The sequence below is a fragment of the Roseibacterium elongatum DSM 19469 genome (genome assembly GCF_000590925.1).
GTDB lineage: Bacteria > Pseudomonadota > Alphaproteobacteria > Rhodobacterales > Rhodobacteraceae > Roseibacterium > Roseibacterium elongatum.
Genome location: NZ_CP004372.1, coordinates 2,755,201 through 2,773,811 on the forward strand (window position 1 = coordinate 2,755,201; position 18,611 = coordinate 2,773,811).

At 66.9% G+C, this 18,611-nt stretch carries 17 protein-coding genes and 2 pseudogenes; 11 read left to right on the forward strand and 8 right to left on the reverse strand.

Translation table 11 applies throughout. The annotated features are described in order from the left end of the window. Nucleotides 1-35 precede the first annotated feature (35 nt). The 3 genes from ROSELON_RS13425 to hpt all read right to left on the reverse strand — a co-directional run bounded on the left by ROSELON_RS13425 (nt 36) and on the right by hpt (nt 1,372). Complete coding sequence (locus ROSELON_RS13425) at nt 36-500, reverse strand: c-type cytochrome (RefSeq protein WP_025312864.1); 465 nt, start codon at nt 498-500, stop codon at nt 36-38. A gap of 100 nt (nt 501-600) precedes the next feature. Next, nucleotides 601-780, reverse strand: a complete 180-nt coding sequence (locus ROSELON_RS13430; protein ID WP_025312865.1) for a hypothetical protein — start codon at nt 778-780, stop codon at nt 601-603. A gap of 34 nt (nt 781-814) precedes the next feature. Further along, the gene (gene hpt, locus ROSELON_RS13435; protein WP_025312866.1) at nt 815-1,372 is read right to left on the reverse strand and encodes a hypoxanthine phosphoribosyltransferase; all 558 of its coding nucleotides are present in this window, start codon (nt 1,370-1,372) and stop codon (nt 815-817) included. A 90-nt stretch (nt 1,373-1,462) separates the two neighbouring features. On the opposite strand from hpt, the gene ROSELON_RS13440 reads away from it, so the two are divergent. Further along, nucleotides 1,463-1,921: a type II toxin-antitoxin system RatA family toxin gene (locus tag ROSELON_RS13440; RefSeq protein ID WP_025312867.1), complete on the forward strand. Its 459-nt coding sequence runs from the start codon at nt 1,463-1,465 to the stop codon at nt 1,919-1,921. Between the two features lie 89 nt (nt 1,922-2,010). Here ROSELON_RS13440 and ROSELON_RS13445 read toward each other — a convergent pair whose 3' ends face one another. From ROSELON_RS13445 to ROSELON_RS13455, 3 genes are read right to left on the reverse strand one after another with little or no spacing between them, the layout of a single operon-like run. Beyond that, nucleotides 2,011-2,496 carry a CinA family protein gene (locus ROSELON_RS13445; RefSeq protein WP_025312868.1) on the reverse strand — a complete coding sequence of 162 codons (486 nt, stop codon included), beginning with the start codon at nt 2,494-2,496 and terminating at the stop codon, nt 2,011-2,013. Then, a complete protein-coding gene (locus tag ROSELON_RS13450; protein ID WP_025312869.1) occupies nt 2,493-2,987 on the reverse strand; it encodes a phosphatidylglycerophosphatase A family protein in 495 nt (164 codons plus the stop codon). The genes ROSELON_RS13445 and ROSELON_RS13450 overlap by 4 nt, the downstream gene beginning before the upstream one ends. After that, nucleotides 2,984-4,153: a bifunctional 2-C-methyl-D-erythritol 4-phosphate cytidylyltransferase/2-C-methyl-D-erythritol 2,4-cyclodiphosphate synthase gene (locus tag ROSELON_RS13455; protein ID WP_025312870.1), complete on the reverse strand. Its 1,170-nt coding sequence runs from the start codon at nt 4,151-4,153 to the stop codon at nt 2,984-2,986. Before ROSELON_RS13455 ends, ROSELON_RS13450 begins: the two co-directional genes overlap by 4 nt. Before the next feature lie 181 nt (nt 4,154-4,334). Here ROSELON_RS13455 and dusB point away from each other — a divergent pair, with 181 nt between their 5' ends. From dusB to hflX, 10 genes and pseudogenes are all read left to right on the forward strand, one after another. After that, nucleotides 4,335-5,321, forward strand: coding sequence for a tRNA dihydrouridine synthase DusB (gene dusB / locus ROSELON_RS13460; protein ID WP_038651646.1), 987 nt, complete (start codon nt 4,335-4,337; stop codon nt 5,319-5,321). After that, nucleotides 5,318-6,391: a two-component system sensor histidine kinase NtrB gene (locus ROSELON_RS13465; protein ID WP_025312872.1), complete on the forward strand. Its 1,074-nt coding sequence runs from the start codon at nt 5,318-5,320 to the stop codon at nt 6,389-6,391. The genes dusB and ROSELON_RS13465 overlap by 4 nt, the downstream gene beginning before the upstream one ends. A 36-nt stretch (nt 6,392-6,427) precedes the next feature. Beyond that, nucleotides 6,428-7,801 carry a sigma-54-dependent Fis family transcriptional regulator gene (locus ROSELON_RS13470; RefSeq protein ID WP_025312873.1) on the forward strand — a complete coding sequence of 458 codons (1,374 nt, stop codon included), beginning with the start codon at nt 6,428-6,430 and terminating at the stop codon, nt 7,799-7,801. A 132-nt stretch (nt 7,802-7,933) separates the two neighbouring features. After that, a complete protein-coding gene (locus ROSELON_RS13475; RefSeq protein ID WP_025312874.1) occupies nt 7,934-10,150 on the forward strand; it encodes a sensor histidine kinase NtrY-like in 2,217 nt (738 codons plus the stop codon). Nucleotides 10,151-10,153: 3 nt separating this feature from the next. After that, nucleotides 10,154-11,559 (forward strand): annotated as a pseudogene (gene ntrX, locus ROSELON_RS13480) (nitrogen assimilation response regulator NtrX). 292 nt (nt 11,560-11,851) lie between these two features. Then, nucleotides 11,852-13,228, forward strand: coding sequence for a Trk system potassium transporter TrkA (gene trkA, locus ROSELON_RS13485; RefSeq protein ID WP_025312875.1), 1,377 nt, complete (start codon nt 11,852-11,854; stop codon nt 13,226-13,228). A gap of 3 nt (nt 13,229-13,231) precedes the next feature. Continuing rightward, a complete protein-coding gene (locus ROSELON_RS19100) occupies nt 13,232-13,978 on the forward strand; it encodes a hypothetical protein (RefSeq protein ID WP_342665296.1) in 747 nt (248 codons plus the stop codon). Further along, entirely contained in the window at nt 13,972-14,748 is a 777-nt protein-coding gene (locus ROSELON_RS19105) for a potassium transporter TrkG (protein ID WP_342665297.1), read from the forward strand. The genes ROSELON_RS19100 and ROSELON_RS19105 overlap by 7 nt, the downstream gene beginning before the upstream one ends. Before the next feature lie 124 nt (nt 14,749-14,872). Then, nucleotides 14,873-15,106 (forward strand): RNA chaperone Hfq, encoded by a 234-nt coding sequence (hfq, locus tag ROSELON_RS13495; protein ID WP_025312876.1) that lies wholly within the window; start codon nt 14,873-14,875, stop codon nt 15,104-15,106. 32 nt (nt 15,107-15,138) lie between these two features. Beyond that, complete coding sequence (gene hflX, locus ROSELON_RS13500) at nt 15,139-16,407, forward strand: GTPase HflX (protein WP_038651649.1); 1,269 nt, start codon at nt 15,139-15,141, stop codon at nt 16,405-16,407. Here the strand turns inward: hflX and ROSELON_RS13505 are convergent. Continuing rightward, nucleotides 16,364-17,306 (reverse strand): annotated as a pseudogene (locus tag ROSELON_RS13505) (DMT family transporter). The gene hflX and the pseudogene ROSELON_RS13505 overlap by 44 nt on opposite strands. Before the next feature lie 111 nt (nt 17,307-17,417). Next, nucleotides 17,418-18,593, reverse strand: coding sequence for an OmpP1/FadL family transporter (locus ROSELON_RS13510; RefSeq protein ID WP_025312878.1), 1,176 nt, complete (start codon nt 18,591-18,593; stop codon nt 17,418-17,420). Nucleotides 18,594-18,611: the final 18 nt, after the last annotated feature.

Here is an 18,611-nt window from a genome sequence, read left to right on the forward strand (position 1 = left end):
GCGGGGCCCACCGCGGGGCCCCGACCGCGCCCGCCTTACTGGGGTTCGCGATAGTCGTCGTGGCATGCCCCGCAGGTGTTGCCCAGGGGCCCAAGGGCGGCCTGCATCGGTTCCAGCCCGTCGCCCGCCACCGCGGCCAGCGCTTCGGCGGCGGTGCCGTAATCGGCCCATTTCGCCGCGAAATCCTCAGGGTTTTCCCAGATGGCGGGCAAGGCGCGCGTGCCGTCCAGGCCGAAATTGTCGGTGCCCTCGGGCCAATGCAGCGATTGATCCAGCATCGAAATCGTGGCGAGGTTGGCGGCGGCGGTGCTGGCGGCCTCGGCATCGTAGTCTGTGTTGCCGCGGGCCATCTGGCCGAGCACGCCGAGGTTCAGCACCATGATGCTGAACTGCCCCTGACGGGCGTCTACGGGCGCGGGCAGGTCCTGGGCCACTGCGATGGCCGACAGGGACAGGGTGCTGGCCAGGCTGGCGGCGGCGATCTTGCTGAAACGGGTCATCTGGAAAACCTCATGGGTTGGCTGGGTCGCTCACCCCCATGAGGCTAGATGTCGCAGCCCGCAGGTCAATGAAAGTTTTCGCCAGCCGCCCCGGCGCGGTTCAGCGAAAGGCGCCGCGCCGGATATTGTCCACGGTCAGCCAGTCGGGCCAGCCGAGAAACCGCTCGACCGCGCCCAGGGCCAGGGCCACGGCGATCACGGCCAGCACCAGCTTGACCATCTTCGCCGAGGGCGGGTTGCGCACCCACCCGACCGCTCTCAACAGCCAGTCGAAGGGCATTGCGCCTCCCCCATCGCGGGGCAGCCTGACACGCTCATGCCCCGGCCCCGGCCGCGGCCAGCATGCGCACCTTGCCGATATAGGGCAGGTTGCGGTTGCGCTGCGCATAGTCGATGCCATAGCCCACGACGAATTCATCGGGGATTTCGAAGCCGATCCAGTCGGCGCGGATATCGACCTCGCGCCGCGTGGGCTTGTCGAGCAGGGCAATGGTCTTGAGCCGGGCCGGCCCCTTGGAGCGCAGCAGGTTGACCACGTGATACAGCGTGTGGCCGGTATCGACGATATCCTCGACCACCAGCACGTCGCGCCCTGCGATCTCGCCGCGCAGATCCTTGAGGATGCGCACCTCGCGCGAGCTTTCCATGGCATTGCCGTAAGACGACGCCTCGAGGAAATCGACCTCGACCGGCAGGTCGATCTCGCGCACGAGGTCGGCGATGAAGACGAAGCTGCCCCTCAGCAGGCCCACCACGACCAGTTTCTCGGTGCCCGCAAAGGCGGTTTCGATCTCCCGGGCCAGATCCTCGATCCGGGCGGCGATGGTCTTGGCCGAGATCAGTTGATCGACCGCGTAATCGGACTGCGCCATTTGGTCCCCCGCAGAAAAAGGCCTGAAACCTTGAATTTCCGGCCCGGTTTTAAGACATCCCTGTCACCGGTGAAAGACGAAAGGCCCGCGATGCCCGCGCATTCCGAAACTCGAAAGCTGCCCTATTCCGCGCAACAGATGTACGATCTGGTGGGTGACGTGGCGCGCTACCCCGAGTTCATTCCCTGGATCGCGGCAAGTCGTGTACGCTCGGTCACGCCCGAGGGGGACTATGCGGTGATGCTGGCCGACCTCGTGGTGGGCTTCAAGATGTTCCGCGAACGCTTCCTCAGCCGTGTGACGCTGTGGGAGGATGAGCAGAAGATCGACACCGAATATATCGAGGGGCCGTTTCACCACCTGCTGTCCACCTGGCAGTTCCGCGACCTGCCCGAAGGCGGCTGCGAGGTGGCCTTTCAGGTCGATTTCGAGTTCAAGAACCGCATTCTGCAAGGGGCGGCCGGGTTGTTTTTCATGGAGGCGATGCAGCGCATCGTGCGCGCCTTCGAGACGCGGGCCGAGGCGCTGTACGGCAAGGGCGCGGCCTGAGCCCGGTCGCGCGCGGCCGGGCAGAATTTTCTGAAAAATTCTGCGGCCCGGTGGCCGATGGGGTGCCCAGAGGCGGCGGGCAGGTTTTTTCAGGAAAATCCTGCATCGCCTTGCGTTGCGGCGCGCAAGACAAGCGACAGCGCATGCGCGACCGTCGCACGGCGCACCTCGGACCGGCCGAGGGCCCCGAATTCGACCGTTTCAGTCCTTGTGCCGCCCGCATGGGCCAGCCCGAAACAGACGCGCCCCTCGGGCTTGTGGTCAGAACCGCCGGGGCCCGCGATGCCGGTGACGGCGACGGCGATCTGCGCGGCCGAGGCCCGCAGCGCACCGCGCGCCATCTCGGCGGCGACCGCTTCGCTGACCGCGCCGTGGGCATCGAGCGTCTCGGCCCGCACCTGCAGCATGTCCATCTTGGCGGCGTTGGAATAGGTGATGAAGCCGCGGTCGAACACGGCAGACGATCCCGCCACCTCGGTGATCGCGCCCGCGATCAGCCCGCCAGTGCAGCTTTCGGCGGTGGCCATCATCCAGCCGCGCGCCTTGAGCGCCTCAAGGACGTCACGCGCGCTCATCCCAACATCATCGGGATATGGGCGATGGCCGCCGCGACCGCAACGACCAGGGCCGCCAGCCAGCCCGCGATCACGTCATCGGCCATGACGCCGAACGCCCCCGGCTTGCGATCGGCCCAGCCGACGGGGCCGGGTTTCCAGATGTCGAAGGCGCGGAAGGCCAGGAAGGCCGTGATGACGCCCGGATACAGATCCCAGAAGCCGACGCCCGCAAAGACCGCGCCGTAAGAGACCGGCCAGAGCGCGATCCATTGGCCCACGACCTCGTCGATGACGATCTCGGAGGGGTCCTTGTCCGCCGATCCCGCCGTCTCGCGCCCGATGGCCCACCATCCCAGGGCCGTGACGACCAGTGTCGCGATGAGCAGCGCGACGAACCCGCCAAGCGCATGCAGCCCCCAGGCCAGCGGGATCGCGGCCAGGCTGCCCCAAGTTCCGGGGGCCGGCCTCAGGTAGCCCACATAGGCCAGTGTCGTGATGATCCGGGTCATGCCTTCACCAGGGTCACGGTGGCCAGCGCGGCAATGCCTTCCTCGCGGCCGGGAAAGCCGAGGCGTTCGGTCGTTGTCGCCTTGACCGACACGCGCGCGGCCTCGATGCGCAGCAAGTCGGACAGGCGGGCGCGCATCGGTGCGGCATGGGGGCCGATCTTGGGGCGTTCGCAGATCAGCGTCAGGTCGGCATGGGTAAGGGTGAACCCCATCTCGGCGGCCAGATCGACGGCATGGGTCAGGAAGATATGGCTTTCCGCGCCTTTCCACTGCGGGTCGGAGGGCGGGAAATGCGTGCCGATATCGCCCATGGCCAGCGCGCCATAGATCGCGTCGGTCACCGTGTGCAGGCCCACATCGGCGTCGGAATGGCCCTGCAGCCCGCGCTCATGCGGGATAGCCACGCCGCAGAGCATGACATGATCGCCCTCGCCGAAGCGGTGCACATCGAAACCGTTGCCGGTGCGAATATCCATCTGGTCCTCCAGAAAGCGGGCGGCGCGGGCGAAATCCCCTGCCGTGGTGATTTTCAGGTTGGCCTCGTCGCCCTGAGTGATGGCGACGGACAGGCCGTAGGCGCGGGCAACCCCGACATCGTCGGCGGCACCGCCGGGATGATGTGCATGGGCGGCGCGGATCCTGTCGAGGTGAAAACCCTGCGGGGTCTGGGCGCGCCACAGGCCGTTGCGGTCTTCGGTGCCGGTGACCGTTCCGTCACCCCGCCACAGCGCATCGGTGACCGCCAGCGCGGGCGCGGCGCCGTCGTAACTGTGCAAGGCGTCCATCACGCCGTCGATCACGGCCCGGCTGACCAGCGGGCGGGCGGCATCGTGGATCAGCACCACATCGATATCGTCGGCCACCGCCGACAGGCCAGCACGCACCGAGGCGTCGCGGCTGGCCCCGCCGGCCACATCGCTCAATGCCGCGCGCGTCGCGGGGCAGGCCCCCCGAAACAGCGCGGAATCATCGGCATGGCGGACAACGACGATCTGCCGCACGGCCGGATGCGCATCGAGTGCGGAAATCGTGCGCGCCAGCACCGGCTTGCCGCCAAGGTCCCTGTATTGCTTGGGTAATCCGCCGCCCGCACGGGTCCCCCGCCCGGCGGCAACGATCAGGGCGGCGGCAGAAAACGGGGGGCCATGCGGTGTTTGCGAACTCATGGGGCGCGGTGTAGGACCAAAGCCGTCCGGGCACAATCATTTGCGCCACTTGGTCAATCGCGGGGCGGTCTGCCCATTTTTTAGGCGCCTTGCCGCGCAACCCGCCGGGGGCCAAGAGTTTCCTTTGAACTCGCCGCAAGAGCACTCTATTCCCGTGATCAACTGCACAAGGTTTGAGCATTTGTCTGTTTCGCTGGCATCCCACAGGCTGACACCGCCCGTTCTGCTGGCCCCGATGGCCGGGATCACCGACCTGCCGTTTCGCAGGCTGGTCGCGCGCTTCGGGGCGGGGCTGGTCGTGTCGGAAATGGTCGCCAGCCAGGACATGGTGGCGGCCAAACCCTCGGTCCGGGCGCGGGCCGAGCTGGGCTCTGGCCAGGATAATACCGCCGTTCAGATCGCCGGACGCGAGGCGCATTGGATGGCCGAGGCCGCGCGCATCGCCGAAGGGCAGGGCGCGCGGATCATCGACATCAACATGGGCTGCCCCGCCAAGAAGGTGACCAGCGGCTATTCGGGCTCGGCGCTGATGCGGGATCTCGATCATGCGCTGACGCTGATCGAGGCGGTGGTGGCGGCGGTCGATGTGCCGGTCACGCTGAAAACACGGCTGGGCTGGGACGATGACAGGCGCAACGCGCCCGAGCTTGCGCGGCGGGCCGAGGCGGCGGGCATTCGCATGATCACGATCCACGGGCGCACGCGCTGCCAATTCTACAAGGGGCGCGCCGACTGGGCGGCGATCCGCGCGGTGAAGCAGGCTGTGACGGTCCCGGTGATCGCCAATGGCGACATCGTGGATGCGGGCAGCGCGCGGCGGGCGCTCGACGCCTCGGGCGCGGATGGCGTGATGGTCGGGCGCGGGGCGCAAGGCGCGCCCTGGGTGCTAGCCGAGATCGCGGCGGCGCTGTTCGGTGCGAAGACCCCGCAAATCCCGGATGGCCCGGCGCTGAGCGAGATGGTGGCCGGCCATTATGAGGACATGCTGTCGTTTTACGGGCGCGACCTGGGCTTGCGCGTCGCGCGCAAGCATCTGGGCTGGTACATGGCGCGCGCCGGCACCCCGGCCGCATTGCGGCGCGAGGTTCTGACGGCCCGGGCCCCGGCCGACGTTCTGTCACGGCTGCCGCTGGCCCTGTCCGTGCGATGCGAGGCGCGGGCCGCATGAGTGTGCCCTCGGACATGCTCTGGGCGTCGCTGCCGATCCCGGCGCTGATGATCGACGGCGCCGACCGCATCCGCGACGTGAACCCGGCCGCCGAGACCTTTCTGAACGCCTCGCGCAAGACGCTCGAAGGGTTTCCGGTCTGGGACAAGGTGTTTGTCGACGCCCCGCTGGAAGAGGCCTTTGCGCGCGTGCGCAGCAACCACTCGGCGCTGTTCGTGAACTCGGTCGATGTGGGCACCGGCAGCCGCAAGCCGGTCTCCTGCGACGTGCAGATCGCGCCGCTGAGCGACAGGCCCGGCCATGTTCTGGTGCTGCTGGAAAGCCGCGAGCTGGCCGGGCGCATGGATCGGGCGCTGTCGTCGAAATCGGCCGCGAAATCGGCCATCGGCATGGCCGAGATGCTGGCGCACGAGATCAAGAACCCGCTGGCCGGGATCACGGGCGCGGCGCAACTGATCAGCATGAACGCCAATGGCGAAGACCGCGAGTTGACCGACCTGATCGTGGCCGAGACGCGGCGCATCCTGAAGCTGCTGGAACAGGTCGAGGATTTCGGCAATGTCCGCCCGCCAGATCGCCGCGCCGTCAACATCCACGACGTGTTGGACCGCGCCCGCAAATCCGCCGCCGTGGGCTTTGCCGCGCATATGGAGCTCGAGGACGACTACGACCCCTCGCTGCCGCCGGCCTGGGCCGATCCCGACCAGTTGCAGCAGGTATTTCTGAACCTGCTCAAGAACGCCTCCGAGGCCGCCAGACAGGGCGGCACGATCCGCATCCGCACCTTCTACGAATTGTCGCTCAAGGTGCGGCGGCGCGACGGGACGGGGGCGGCGGTGCCCCTGCAGGTCGAGATCATCGACGACGGGCCCGGCATCCCGCCCGAGATTTCGGCCGATATCTTCGAACCCTTCGTCTCGGGGCGCGAGAACGGCACCGGCCTTGGACTGGCGCTGATTTCCAAGATCATTTCGGACCATGACGGCTGGATCGCCGTCGACAGCGTGCCGGGCCGCACCGTGTTTCGCATCTCGCTGCCCATCGCCCCGCGCGAGGAGACGCCCGCATGACCCCATTTCCCAGACAGACCCTCGGAGCTTGACCCCATGGACGGCACTGTTCTCGTTGCCGATGACGACCGCACCATCCGCACCGTTCTGACCCAGGCGCTGACGCGCGCGGGCTGCAAGGTGCATGCCACCTCCAGCCTGATGACGCTGATGCGCTGGGTCGAGGAGGGCAAGGGCGACCTCGTGATCTCGGACGTGATGATGCCCGATGGCAACGGGCTGGAGACCCTGCCCAGGATCAGCGAGGCGCGCCCCGGCCTGCCGGTGATCATCATCTCGGCGCAGAACACCATCATGACGGCGATCCAGGCCACCGAGGCCGACGCCTACGACTACCTGCCCAAGCCCTTCGATCTGCCCGACCTGATGAAACGTGCCGCCCGCGCGCTGGACCAGAAGCGCCGCGCGCCCGCGCCCAAGCCGGCCGTCGAGGCGCCGCTCTCGGCGCAGGAGGATCTGCCGCTTGTGGGGCGCACCGCGTCGATGCAGGCGCTCTACCGTCTGGTGGCGCGGGTGATGAACACCGATCTGCCGGTCCTGATCACCGGCGAAAGCGGCACTGGCAAAAGCCTGATCGCGCGCGCGATCCACGATTTTTCCGACCGGCGTACCTTGCCCTTTGCCGTCGCCTCGGCCGGCGATCTGGAGGGGTTGGACGGCCCTTCCGCCGTGATCGCGCGGGCCAAGGGCGGCTCGATCCTGTTCGACGAGGTGGGCGATCTGAGCGAGGACGCCCAGGCACGCATCGTGCGCATGCTCGATGCCCTGTCCGATGCGGCGCCGCGCATCATGGCCACCAGCCAGAAGGACCTGATGGACCGCATGGAACAGGGGCAGTTCCGGCAGGACCTGTTCTATCGCCTGGGCGGGGTCAGCATCGCGGTGCCGTCCTTGCGCGAACGGGTCGATGACATCCCGCTTCTGGCCGAGCATTTCCTGGCGCGGGCGGAACGCGACGGGGCGCCGGCGCGCCGCTTTACCCCCGAGGCGATGGACATGATCCGCGCCTATTCCTGGCCCGGCAATGTCCGGCAACTGGAAAACACCATTCGCCGGCTGACCGTGACCAACCCCGCCGAGGAAATCTCGCGCAGCGAGGTCGAAACCGTTCTGGGCAGCCAACCCGCGATCGAGCCGCTGATGGGCGGCGGCGAGGGCGACAAGCTGTCGGCCTCGACCGCCAAGCATCTGCGGCGCTATTTCGACCTGCATGGCGGGGTGTTGCCGCCGCCGGGCCTTTATGCCCGCATCCTGCGCGAAGTGGAGACCCCGTTGATCGAAATCGCGCTCGAGGCGACGGGCGGCAATCAGGCCAAATGTGCCGAATTGCTGGGCATCAACCGCAATACGCTGCGCAAGAAGATCACCGACCTTGATATTCGCGTGACTCGCCGGCGCAAGTTGATGTAAAACAGCAACAGTCGCGTGGCCGTTGGGAAACAGCCGTCGCCGCCAGAGCGTCGGGGCCGACGCCGCGGCCATGCTTGGGGGAGCAGTCGGAGACAGGATTTGGAGCGTCCGGCGCACAGGACGGAATCGTCCATGATCGAGCGGGTCTTCAACCTGCGCAGCCATCGCGGCTTGCGCAGCGCGGGCACACTGGGCCTGGTGATCCTGGGGCCGGTTCTGGCCGTCGCCACCTTTCTGGTGCTGGGGCCGCTCGCCGCCTTTGCCGACTCGCCCATCCTGCGCCTCGTGCTGCTGGCCGATCTGATCTACATTCTCGTGCTCGCGGCCATGGTCCTGCGCGAAGTGGCCCGGATCGTCGCCTCGCGGCGGGCGCAATCGGCGGGCTCGCGCCTGCATCTGCGCCTGACGGGCGTGTTCGGCATCGTGGCGCTGGTGCCCACCATCCTTGTCGCCGTGTTCGCGACGATCACCGTGAACATGGGTCTCGAGGGGTGGTTCTCGGACCGCGTGTCCACCGCTCTGGGCAACTCGGTCGATGCCGCCGAGGCCTACCAGCAGGAACATTTCGACGATCTGGCCGAGGATACCCGCGCCCTCGGGGCATTTCTGAACCTCAACCGAAGGGCCACGCCGTTTCTCAGCGACGGCGAGTTGCGCCAGTTGCTCAGCCAGGGGCAGGGGCGCATCCAGCGCGGTCTGCGCGAGGCCTTCGTCATCGATGGCGGCGGCGAGATCCGCGCCCGTGGCGAGCGCAGCTATTTCTTCGATTTCGAACGACCCGACGCCGAGGATCTCGACCGCGCCGAGGCCGGGGAACTGGTGCTGATCGAGGATCGCGGTCAGAACGAGTTTCGCGCCCTCTATCGTTTGCAGGCCTTTCCCGACCGGTATCTCTATGTCAGCCGCGAGGTCGATGGCGAGATCATCTCGCTGCTCGACGAAACGCAGCAGACCGTGCAGCTGTATCGGCAGCTCGAGGCCGACCGTGGCCGCGTCCTGTTCGAGTTCGGGCTGCTCTACCTGGGCTTTGCGATCATCATGATCCTGGCCGCGGTCTGGCTGGGCTTGTGGTTCGCCGAACGCCTGTCGCGGCCCGTGGGTCGGCTGGCCAGTGCGGCGCAGCGCGTCGGGCAGGGCGATCTGGATGTGCGCGTGATCGAAGAGACGACCGACGACGAAATCGCGATGCTGGGCCGGCTGTTCAACCAGATGACCCGGCAGTTGAAGGGGCAGCGCGACACGCTGATTGAACAGAACGCCGCGACCGAGGAACGCCGTCGCCTGTTCGACAGCGTGCTGGGCTCGGTCACGGCGGGGGTGATCGGCCTGAACGAAGAGGGCCGGATCGATTTCATGAACCGCTCGGCGATCCGGCTATTGGCCCTGGTCGAGCAGCGCGACAACGGCCTGTCGCTGCAGGCCGCCGTGCCGGAATTCACGGCCCTGTTCGAACGGCTGCAATCGCGGCTGGCCGAAACCGTGCAGGAAGAGATCAAGCTGACCCGACGCGGCAAACAGGAAAGCCTGTTGGTGCGCATGGCCACGCGGCGCAATACCGAAGGCGCGCTCGAGGGGTATGTGGTGGCCTTCGATGATGTCACGCAGTTGGTCTCGGCGCAGCGGATGGCGGCCTGGGGCGATGTCGCCCGCCGCATCGCCCATGAGATCAAGAACCCCCTGACCCCGATCCAATTGTCGGCCGAGCGCATAAATCGCAAGTTTTCCAGAACCCTGGAGGGCGAAGATAAACAGAAACTCGAAGACATGACCGAGGTGATCGTCCGCCAGACGAACGATCTGCGCCGGATCGTGGACGAGTTTTCCAAGTTCGCCCGCATGCCGGAACCCGAGACGCGGGTCGAGGATGTCGCCGATCTGCTGCGCGAGGCGGTCACCCTGCAACGCGCCGGCCAGCCGGGCGTCACCTTCACGGTCGACATCCCCGAGGGCCCCGTCATGGCCGAGCTGGATGCCACGATGATCGGGCAGGCCTTCACGAACTTGATGAAGAACGGCGGCGAGGCAATTGAAACTCTGCAGGAAAAAGGCGCGCCTGACGGGCATCGGCCACAGTTGCGCATTGGCCTGTCTCTCACCGATGAGACGGCCGTGATCGAGATCGCCGACAACGGGATCGGCCTGCCGCCCGACCGCGCCAAGCTGTTCGAGCCCTATGTCACCACCCGCGACAAGGGCACGGGGCTGGGCCTGCCGATCGTCAAGAAGATCGTCGAGGAACACGGTGGCACCCTGGACCTGGTCGATGCACCGCCCTTTGCCGAGGGCGCACATATCGGGGCAATGGCGCGTATGACGCTGCCCAGATTGCCCGAGAACGAGGGAGATTGAGTCATGAGCGACATTCTCGTGGTCGATGACGAACGCGATATCCGGGAATTGATTTGCGATATCCTCGAGGACGAGGGGTTCGTGACGCGCCGCGCGGGCACCTCGGACGAGGCGATGGCCGAGTTGAACAAGGCCGCGCCGGGGCTGATGATCCTCGACATCTGGCTCAAGGACAGCAACATGGACGGGATCGACATTCTCAAACATGTCAAGCAGGACAACCCGGACGTGCCGGTGGTGATCATCTCGGGCCATGGCAATGTCGAGATCGCGGTCGCGGCGATCAAGCAGGGCGCCTATGACTTCATCGAAAAGCCCTTCAATATCGACCAGTTGATGGTGGTGATCCGGCGCGCGATGGAAACCTCGCGCCTGCGGCGGGAAAACAGCGCGCTCAGGCGCCAAGACGTCAAGGCCGCCGAAATGATCGGCACCTCCACGGCGTTCAAGATGATGCGCGGCCAGCTTGAAAAGGTCACGAAATCCAATGGCCGGGTGATGCTCTCGGGCGAGCCTGGCTCGGGCAAGGAGGTTGCGGCGCGCTGGATTCACGGCAATTCCAACCGCGCCGATGCGCCCTTTGTCACGGTCTCCTGGCCTCGATCCAGCCCGACCACATGGAAGAGGTTCTGTTCGGCCGCGAAAGCCCGGAACGCGGCGTCGAGCAGGGGCTGCTCGAACAGGCCCATGGCGGGGTGATCTTTTTCGACGAGGTCGCCGACATGCCGCTGGGGACGCAGTCCAAGATCCTGCGCGTTCTGGTGGATCAAAGCTTTACCCGCGTCGGCGGCACGACCAAGGTTCGCGTCGATCTGCGCGTGATCTCCTCGACCACGCGCAACCTTGTCGAGGCGATCGCTACGGGCACCTTCCGCGAAGAGCTGTATCACCGCCTGAACGTGGTGCCGATCGAGGTGCCCAATCTCGAGGATCGGCGCGAGGATATCCCCGATCTCGCCCGCCATTTCATCGAAGGCTTCAACCGCGACCAGGGCCTGCCCCTGCGCGAGTTGGGCGAGGATGCGGTGGCGATGCTGCAAACGATGAACTGGCCGGGCAATGTCCGGCAGCTCAAGAACGTGATCGAGCGGGTGCTGATCCTGGGTGAGGGCACCGGCCCGATCGAGGCGCGCGACCTGCCCGGACCGTCGAGCGAGGGCGACACCAGCGGCGAGGACATCACGCTATCGGCCTCGCTCACGACCTTGCCGCTGCGCGAGGCGCGCGAACTCTTTGAACGGCAATACCTGATGGCGCAGATCAATCGCTTTGGCGGCAATATCAGCCGTACTGCCAGTTTCGTGGGGATGGAGCGCTCGGCGCTGCATCGCAAGCTCAAGTCGCTTGGCGTGGTGACGTCGAACAAGTCCGGCGCGCGCATGGCGCAAAGCGACGGCGGCGCCGACTAGCGCGGACGACGCGGTTCCGGGCCTTGGCGCCGCGGCCGCGCTCTGTCGCGGGTCGCCGGCGTTGCGCCGCGCGACGCAGCCGTCCCGAAACGGGGCGCCGGCGGCTGCCCCGTCTCGCGCTGCCCCTGACCTCTTTGTCCCGGAAACATGCCCCGGTGCGCAGCACGGACCGCGTCGCCCGGCCCGCGACGCGCCCACGGGCGCCCACGGGGCCGGGGCATCGCGCGATTGACGCCTGCGCGCGTTCCTGCCATGCAGAACCCCGGTTGCGACACTTCAGGCGAAAAGGCACATGAAGGTCATCATTTGCGGCGCGGGCCAGGTGGGTTGGCAGATCGCGCGCCATCTTTCCGGTGAAAACAACGATGTGACGGTGGTGGACAACAACCCCGACCTCGTGCGGCGCGCCACCGACACGCTGGATGTGCAGGGCCTCGAAGGGTTTGCCAGCCACCCTGACGTGCTGGACCGGGCCGGGGCGCGCGACGCCGACATGATCATCGCCGCGACCTTTTCGGACGAGGTGAACATGGTCACCTGCCAGGTCGCGCATTCGGTGTTTTCCGTGCCTCGCAAGATCGCGCGGCTGCGCAGCCAGTCCTATCTCGACGCGATCTATTCCGACCTCTACCGCCGCGATCATCTGCCCATCGACGTGGTGATCTCGCCCGAACGCGAAGTGGCCGAGGCCGCGCTGCGCCGTATCGCCAGCCCCGCGACCTTCGACGCCGAGACGTTTCTGGGCGATGACGCGCAGATGCTCGGGATCGTGCTGGAAAGCGACTGCCCGGTGCTCAACACGCCACTGCGGCAATTGTCCGAACTGTTCTCGACCCTGCGCGCGATCGTCGTGGGCATCCGGCGCGAGGGAACGCTGTTCGCGCCCGAACCGGGCGATCAGCTGTTCGAGGGCGACCAGATCTATGTTTTCACCCATTCCGAGGACAGCGCGCGGACGCTCGAGATCTTCGGCAAGACCCGCAAGGCGCCCGAGCGCATCGTGATCGTCGGCGGCGGCAATGTCGGGCTGACCGTGGCCACCGCGCTGGAGGCGTCCCAGACGCGCCTGCGCACCCGCGTGATCGAGGCCAACCGCACCCGCGCCGAGGTGGCCGCCGACGCGTTGGAGCGCACCATCGTTCTGCATGGTGACGGGCTGGATATCGATCTGCTGCGCGAGGCGGGGGTGCAGCGCGCCGATGCCGTCGTCTGCGTCACCGATGACGACAAGACGAACCTCCTGGCCTCGGTCCGGGCCAAATCGGCCGGAGCAAAGATGGCCATCGCGCTGGTCAATGACCCGACGCTGGTGCCGTTGATGGACCCGCTGGATATCGACGCCTATGTCAATCCGCGCGCCACCACGGTCTCGTCGATCCTGCGCCATATCCGCCACGGGCGGGTGCGCGGGGTCTACTCCATCGGCGACGCCGAGGCCGAGGTGATCGAGGCCCAGGTCCTCAAGACCTCGCCCATCGCGGGGCGGCCGATCCGCGATGTCGATTTCCCCGAGGGCGCCCTTGTGGGCGCGGTGCAAAAGGGGGGCAAGGTGATGCGGCCCACCGGGTCCACCCGGATCGACGAGGGCGATGTGGTGGTGATCTTCGCGCTGGCCCCGGATGTGCCCGCCGTGGAAAGCCTGCTGCAGGTCTCGATCGATTTCTTCTGACCGATGGTCGCGTGGTTCCGAAACCTGCCGCTGTTCGTTGTGCTGGTCTTTATGGCGGGGGCGGCGATGCTGGTGCCCGCGGCGGCCGGGATGGCGTTGGGGGAATACCGCGAGGGGCGCTTGTTCTTCTACACCGCCCTGCTGGTCTGCCTGGGGGCGTCGCTGGTCGGCATCGCGGTTCAGGCCCAGCCGCGCCCGGCGACCGAGCGCACTCATCTCTTTGCCATGCTGGCCGCCTATCTGGTGCTGCCGGTCATCCTGGCGATCCCGATGAGCCAGGCCGTCGGCAACACCCGCTTTCTGAATGTCTATTTCGACATGGTCTCGGCCCTGACCACGACGGGCGCGGTGGTGTTCGATCCTGAGAGGTTCGGCATGGCGATCCACCTGTGGCGGGCGACCGTCGGCTGGCTGGGGGGCTTGCTGATCTGGGTGTCGGCCATGGCGATCCTCGCGCCGCTGAACCTCGGCGGCTACGAGGTGACCTCCGAGGCGCATCTTGCCGGGCGGGTCGCCTCCAGCAGCCAGCAGATGCGCGCCGCCCGACCGTCGCAGCGCCTGCGCCGTGCGGCGCGCCGGCTGACACCGGTCTATGCCGGCCTGACGGTCATTCTGGCACTTGCGCTGACGATCGCCGGGGAAGAGCCGATCGTCGCCGTCATGCATGCCATGTCGACGCTGTCCACATCGGGCATCCGCCGGTCAGCGGTCTCGAGGGGCGGCCCGGCGGCATTGCGGCGGAAATGCTGATCTTCGTCTTCTTTCTCTTTGCGTTGTCGCGCCACACCTTCACCTCGGGCTTCGGTCGAAGCTTTGTCGAAAAGGTCGGCCGCGACCGGGAAATCCGCCTTGCCCTGTTCGCTGTGGTTCTGCTGCCGAGCCTGCTGTTCCTGCGCCATTGGGCGGGCGCCTACGAGGTCGACGAACTGTCCGATCTGGGCGCGGCCCTGCGGGCGCTTTGGGGCAGCGCCTTTACCGTGCTGTCCTTTCTGACCACCACCGGGTTCGTGTCGGAAAGCTGGGGCGCGGCGGCGGCCTGGTCGGGGCTGGGCACGCCGGGCATCCTGCTGATCGGTCTGGTTCTGATGGGGGGCGGGGTGGCCACCACGGCCGGCGGGCTGAAACTGCTGCGGGTCTATGCGCTCTACAAACATGGCGTGCGCGAGTTGAACAAGCTGATCTATCCCAACTCGGTCGCCGGGGCCGGCCGGATGGGGCGGCGCATCCGGCGCGAAGGCGCCTATATCGCCTGGATCTTCTTCATGCTGTTCATTCTCGCCCTCGCTGTGGTGATGGTCGGGCTGGCCGCCACCGGCCTCGATTTCGAAGAGGCGATGATCCTGTCCATCGCGGCGCTGTCCACGACCGGGTCGCTGGCCCAGGTCGCCGGAGAGACGCCGATCGCCTATGGCGCGCTCAGCGATGCGGCCAAGCTGATCCTGTCGGCGGCGATGATCGTGGGGCGGATCGAGATGCTGGTGCTGATCGCCCTGCTCAATCCGGCCTTCTGGCGGGCGTGATGCAAATGCAGCAAGTCCCCGGATCCGGGGTGGAAATCCGCTCTGATCGCCGCCATAGTGGAAACCGGTGTGTGCGCCGGCGGCATGTCCGGCGACCAGAGTTTAAGAAGGCGCGACAAGAATTATGGCCGAAAACAAACAGAACCTTCAGGACGCTTTTCTCAACCACGTCCGCAAAACAAAGGTGCCGGTGACGATTTTTCTGATCAACGGCGTCAAGCTGCAGGGCGTGATCACCTGGTTTGACAATTTCTGCGTGCTCTTGCGCCGCGACGGGCAAAGCCAGCTGGTTTACAAACACGCGATTTCCACCGTGATGCCGGCCCAGCCCATCAATCTCTATGACGGGGAAGAGTGACCGCTTCCGACCGTCACCTGCCCGAGGATGACATGAACGCGCGTGGCCCCACGCGCGCCATGGTGTTGCATCCCGACATCCAGACCGAGCGAGAGCGCCGCGATCCCGGCCCAGCCCTGGACGAGGCCGTGGCCCTGGCCGCCGCCCTGCCAGATCTGGAGGTCGTGGCCGCCGAGGTCGTGCGCCTCCCCAAAGCGCATCCCGGCCTGCTTTTTGGGAGCGGCAAGATCGAGGAGCTGAAGGCCAAGGTCAAGGCGCAGGAGATCGAACTGGTCCTGATCGACGGGCCGGTGACGCCCGTGCAGCAACGCAACCTCGAAAAGGAATGGGGCGTCAAACTGCTCGACCGGACGGGCCTGATCCTGGAGATCTTCGCCGACCGCGCCGCCACCCGCGAGGGGGTGTTGCAGGTCGATCTGGCCGCGCTCAGCTACCAGCGCACGCGCCTTGTCCGGGCCTGGACCCACCTTGAACGGCAACGCGGCGGCCTTGGCTTCGTCGGCGGCCCCGGCGAGACGCAGATCGAGGCCGACCGCCGCGCCATCGACGAGGCGGTCACGCGTATCCGGCGGCAACTGGCCAAGGTGGTCAAGACGCGCACGCTCCACCGCGCTGCCCGCAAGAAGGTGCCGTATCCGATCGTCGCGCTTGTGGGCTACACCAACGCGGGCAAATCCACGCTGTTCAACCGCCTCACCGGGGCCGAAGTCATGACCAAGGACATGCTGTTCGCCACGCTCGACCCGACCATGCGCGCGATCGAACTGCCCGATGGCACCGAGGTGATCCTGTCGGACACGGTGGGCTTCATCTCGGACCTGCCGACGCAACTGGTCGCCGCCTTCCGCGCGACGCTGGAGGAGGTTCTGGACGCCGATCTGATCGTGCATGTGCGCGACATCAGCCACCCGGAAACGGGCGAGCAGGCGGCGGATGTGACCCAGATCCTGACCGATCTGGGCGTGACAGGCGAAACCCCGCTGATCGAGGTCTGGAACAAGATCGACCAGCTTCCCGGCCCCGAACGCGCCACCCGGCTGACCGAGGCCGCCCGGCGCGCGCATGTCTATGCGGCCTCGGCACTGACGGGCGAAGGGATGGGGCCGCTGCTCAAGGCGGTGGCCGAGGCCGTCTCGCCGCCGCGCACCCGCACGGTCGTGACGCTGACACATGCCGATGGCCGCCGCCGCGCCTGGCTGTTCGAGCAGGGCATCGTCGAAGGCGAAGACGCGGGCGAAGAAGAGACCCGCCTGACCGTCAACTGGACCGACCGGCAGCGCGCGGCCTTCCAAGCGCTCTGAGAAGGGCTGCGGGCGGGTTCAGCATCACCAGCCCCAGCGCCAGCAGGCCGAACCCCGCGAAGACCGAGGGCGCCAGCCGCTCGTCCAGCACCAGCCATCCCAGCGTGATCGCCACCGGCGGGATCATCAACGTGACCAGCATCGCATTGCCCGACCCGGCCACGGCCAGCACGCGATAATAGAGCAGATAGGCCAGCGCCGTGCCGAAGACCGCGAAATAGGCGACCGCGCCGATGCCCTGCGCAGCCTGTGGCAGGGCAATGCCCCCATCGACCAGATGGGCCAGAGGCAACAGGATCAGGCTCGACCCGGTCAACATTCCCATCGCGGCGATCTGCGGCGGCAGGCCGGCCAGATGCTTGCGCGCCCTAGGCCGCCGCCACCGCATAGGACAGCGCGCCGCCCAGCACCGCCAGTTGCGCGGCCGAGCGGATGTCGAAACGCGCCAGAGCATCCAGACCGATCGCCATCGCGACGCCCGCAAAGGCGATCAGCACCCCGGCCAGCCGCCGCGCCGTCAGCCGTTCATCGGCAAAGACGGCGGCCGCCACCAGCACCCCGAAGACGGCGGTGCCCGCGTTGAAGATCGAGGTCAGCCCCGTCTCGATATACTGCTGGCCCCAGGCCATCAGGCCGAAGGGGATGGCATTGTTCAGCAAACCCATGACGATCAAGGCGCCCCAGACCCGCGGCGCGCGGGGAACGGGCAAGCCGCGCAGCAGCACATAGCCCCACAGGATCAGCGCCGCCCAGGCCACGCGATGGGCCACCAGCGTCAGCACCGGCAATTCGTCCAGCGCCAGCTTGATCGCCAGGAAAGACGCGCCCCAGATGCCCGCCAAAAGCAGCATTTCGGCCAGGGCGCGCGACGACAGGGCAGGGGATCGGGCTTGGGTCATGGCCCCGTCATCGCAAGAGTTTCACCCCGTCGCGACCCAAAACATGCGCAAGCAACGAAAAAGCCCCCGCAGTCGCCTGCGGGGGCCCGATCATGCCGTGTCAGCCACCGCTCAGAAGCTGTAGCCGACGCGCAGGCCGTAGCCGATCGCAGTGTTGTCGCGGAACTCGGCAAAGGTCGTGCCGGGGGCGGCGCCGGTCACGCCCGGTGCCTCGGTTTCGGCATCGCCGATCCAGGTGTAGCTGCCGCCCACCAGAACCCGCCAGGGGCCACGGTCATAGCGCACGCCCAGACCCAGCGAGGTGCGTCCGTCGGTCGGCCCGAGATTGCCCGAAAATCCGTCCTGCTCGGCCTCGTAGGTGATCGAGCCCAGGACCGCCCAGTTGTCGCTGAGCCGACGCGCCCCGCCGATCGTGTAGGTAAAGGTATCGTCGTCATAGTTGACCAGCGAGGATCCGGTCAGCGCGTCGAAGGTGGGCGGCGTGATGTCGAACTCGCTCCAGTCGGTCCAGCGGATCGACCCGAAGACAAGGGTGCCCTCGGCAACGCCGGTCTGCGCCTCGAGCAGCACCTGCTGCGGAATGGTCGTCTCGAACCGGGTCGGCCCGACACCGCCCAGGGTCGAGCCCTCGGTGCCGGTGAACTCGTGGGTCGTGGCGCTGTAATAGGTCAGCGCGACGCGCAGGGCGATGTCCGCGCGTTCATAGGCCGCGCCCAGCATGTAGCCCAACTCGGTCGAGCCATCGGCCTCCATGATGTAGCGGTTGCCCGCCCCCGCCGGCGGGGCCGAATTGTTGAACAACGCGACATTGCCCTCGGCCGTGACGAAGCGCAGACCGCCATAGACCGAAAAGTTTTCATCGATCTCGTAGCGCAGCGCCGCGGTCACCTGCTCCGAGCGGATCTCGGCCTGGCTGCCCTCGCCGGCCCGGTAGAGATACCACGGCGGCGTCGCTACGCCCGAGTAATCCACATCCGCGCCGATGGGCTGATCGTAGATCACGGCAAAGGACAGACGCTCGCTCAGATCGGTGCGGAACGAAAAGCTGGCAAAGCTGTAGGACGGTGCGACATCGCCGCTGCTGCTGCCCGCCGGGGCGCCGCCCACCGGAAAGTCGTAAACCTGGACGCCCGACACGTCGGGATCGGCAAAGCTGTAGCTCAGTTCGACATAGGTGCCGTCCTCGAACAGGATGGCCGGCGTCTGCGCCTGACGCTCGACGCCACCGGCCTGCGCGACGGCGGTGGTCGCAAGCAAAGCCGCAGATGCGGCCGTAAATCGGTACATGGGTTCCTCCCCTTTGTC

Coding starts and splice junctions, on each gene's coding strand:
- ROSELON_RS13425 (WP_025312864.1), bottom strand. CDS start 500: ATGACCCGTTTCAGCAAGATCGCCGCCGCCAGCCTGGCCAGCACCCTG.
- ROSELON_RS13430 (WP_025312865.1), bottom strand. CDS start 780: ATGCCCTTCGACTGGCTGTTGAGAGCGGTCGGGTGGGTGCGCAACCCG.
- hpt (WP_025312866.1), bottom strand. CDS start 1,372: ATGGCGCAGTCCGATTACGCGGTCGATCAACTGATCTCGGCCAAGACC.
- ROSELON_RS13440 (WP_025312867.1), top strand. CDS start 1,463: ATGCCCGCGCATTCCGAAACTCGAAAGCTGCCCTATTCCGCGCAACAG.
- ROSELON_RS13445 (WP_025312868.1), bottom strand. CDS start 2,496: ATGAGCGCGCGTGACGTCCTTGAGGCGCTCAAGGCGCGCGGCTGGATG.
- ROSELON_RS13450 (WP_025312869.1), bottom strand. CDS start 2,987: ATGACCCGGATCATCACGACACTGGCCTATGTGGGCTACCTGAGGCCG.
- ROSELON_RS13455 (WP_025312870.1), bottom strand. CDS start 4,153: ATGAGTTCGCAAACACCGCATGGCCCCCCGTTTTCTGCCGCCGCCCTG.
- ROSELON_RS13465 (WP_025312872.1), top strand. CDS start 5,318: ATGAGTGTGCCCTCGGACATGCTCTGGGCGTCGCTGCCGATCCCGGCG.
- ROSELON_RS13470 (WP_025312873.1), top strand. CDS start 6,428: ATGGACGGCACTGTTCTCGTTGCCGATGACGACCGCACCATCCGCACC.
- ROSELON_RS13475 (WP_025312874.1), top strand. CDS start 7,934: ATGATCGAGCGGGTCTTCAACCTGCGCAGCCATCGCGGCTTGCGCAGC.
- trkA (WP_025312875.1), top strand. CDS start 11,852: ATGAAGGTCATCATTTGCGGCGCGGGCCAGGTGGGTTGGCAGATCGCG.
- ROSELON_RS19100 (WP_342665296.1), top strand. CDS start 13,232: ATGGTCGCGTGGTTCCGAAACCTGCCGCTGTTCGTTGTGCTGGTCTTT.
- ROSELON_RS19105 (WP_342665297.1), top strand. CDS start 13,972: ATGCTGATCTTCGTCTTCTTTCTCTTTGCGTTGTCGCGCCACACCTTC.
- hfq (WP_025312876.1), top strand. CDS start 14,873: ATGGCCGAAAACAAACAGAACCTTCAGGACGCTTTTCTCAACCACGTC.
- hflX (WP_038651649.1), top strand. CDS start 15,139: ATGAACGCGCGTGGCCCCACGCGCGCCATGGTGTTGCATCCCGACATC.
- ROSELON_RS13510 (WP_025312878.1), bottom strand. CDS start 18,593: ATGTACCGATTTACGGCCGCATCTGCGGCTTTGCTTGCGACCACCGCC.